Origin of the sequence: Mesorhizobium tamadayense (assembly GCF_003863365.1) — a bacterium.
Classification (GTDB): domain Bacteria; phylum Pseudomonadota; class Alphaproteobacteria; order Rhizobiales; family Rhizobiaceae; genus Mesorhizobium; species Mesorhizobium tamadayense.
The window spans coordinates 1-1,763 of the sequence record NZ_RQXT01000141.1 but is presented as its reverse complement, the minus strand read 5'-3'; the positions used below and the strand labels follow the sequence as shown (position 1 = coordinate 1,763).

General features: G+C 65.0%; 2 protein-coding genes. Both read left to right on the top strand.

What is annotated here, in order from left to right:
• Positions 1-22: 22 nt before the first annotated feature.
• Positions 23-1,150, top strand: coding sequence for an S-(hydroxymethyl)glutathione dehydrogenase/class III alcohol dehydrogenase (locus tag EH240_RS36815; RefSeq protein ID WP_125007222.1), 1,128 nt, complete (start codon positions 23-25; stop codon positions 1,148-1,150).
• Between the two features lie 62 nt (positions 1,151-1,212).
• Positions 1,213-1,763: S-(hydroxymethyl)glutathione synthase (gene gfa, locus EH240_RS36810; RefSeq protein ID WP_125007221.1), on the top strand; the 551-nt coding region annotated here is incomplete at its 3' end.

Genomic DNA, 1,763 nt, shown 5'->3' with positions numbered 1-1,763 from the left:
ATTGCCTTGGGAGGATACCTCAATGAAAACGCGTGCCGCAGTCGCCGTCGGTGCCGGAAAGCCGCTGGAGATCATGGAGGTGGACCTCGAGGGCCCGCGCGAGGGCGAGGTTCTGGTCGAGATCAAGGCGACCGGCATCTGCCACACCGACGAATTCACGCTCTCGGGCGCCGATCCGGAAGGCATCTTTCCGGCCATCCTCGGCCATGAGGGCGCCGGCATCGTCGTCGACGTCGGCAAGGGGGTGACCTCGGTCAGGAAGGGCGACCATGTCATCCCGCTCTACACGCCCGAATGCCGGCAGTGCCCGTCGTGTCTGTCGAGGAAGACCAACCTGTGCACCGCCATCCGCGCCACGCAAGGCCAAGGGTTGATGCCCGACGGCACCTCGCGCTTCTCGGCCGGCGGCGAAAAGCTGTTCCACTATATGGGCTGCTCGACCTTTTCCAACTTCACCGTGCTGCCGGAGATCGCGGTCGCCAAGGTCAATCCGGACGCCCCCTTCGACAAGATCTGCTACATCGGCTGCGGGGTCACCACCGGCATCGGCGCGGTGATCAACACGGCCAAGGTCGAGATCGGCGCCACGGCTGTCGTCTTCGGCCTCGGCGGCATCGGCTTGAACGTCATCCAGGGGCTCAGGCTTGCCGGCGCCGACATGATCATCGGCGTCGATTTGAACAACGACAAGAAGGCCTGGGGCGAGAAGTTCGGCATGACGCATTTCGTCAATCCCAAGGAGATCGACGGCGACATCGTGCCTTACCTGGTCAACATGACCAAGCGCGGCGCCGACCAGATCGGCGGCGCCGACTACACCTTCGACTGCACCGGCAACACCAAGGTGATGCGCCAGGCGCTCGAAGCCTCGCATCGCGGCTGGGGCAAGTCGGTCATCATCGGCGTCGCCGGCGCCGGCCAGGAGATTGCGACCCGGCCGTTCCAGTTGGTCACCGGGCGCACCTGGATGGGCACCGCCTTCGGCGGCGCGCGCGGCCGCACCGACGTGCCCAAGATCGTCGACTGGTACATGGAGGGTAAGATCCAGATCGACCCGATGATCACGCACACGCTGAAGCTCGACGACATCAACAAGGGTTTTGACCTCATGCATGAGGGCAAGTCGATCCGCAGCGTCGTGGTTTACTGAGGAAGGCCACCGGCCGCGGGCCAGCGCGCCCGCGACCTGTGGTCAAACAAGGGAGGAAGGAAATGGCCGAAAAACTGCATCCGAAGATCGACAACGGGCTGCCGAAGGAAAGCGCTTCCTTCACCGGCGGCACGCTGGTCTGCGCCTGCACCAGCAACCCGGTGAAGGTGAGGGTCAAGGGCCAGATCGCCCACAACCATGCCTGCGGCTGCACCAAATGCTGGAAGCCGGAAGGCGCCATCTTCTCGGTGGTGGCCGTTGCCGGCACCGGCGACGTCACGGTCGCCGAGAACGGCGACAAGCTGAAGGTGGTCGACCCTGCAGCGCTGATCCAGCGCCATGCCTGCACCGGCTGCGGCGTCCACATGTACGGCCCGGTCGAGCGCGACCATGCCTTCAAGGGCCTGTCCTTCATCCACCCCGAGCGCTTCGAGGAGGACGGCTGGTCGCCGCCGGGCTTCGCCGCCTTCGTGTCCTCGATCATCGAATCCGGCGTCGACCCGAGCCGCATGGACGGCATCCGCGCCCAGCTGAGGTCGATCGGGCTCGAACCCTATGACTGCCTCAGCCCCGGCCTGATGGACTACATCGCCACCTGGACGGCCAAGAAATC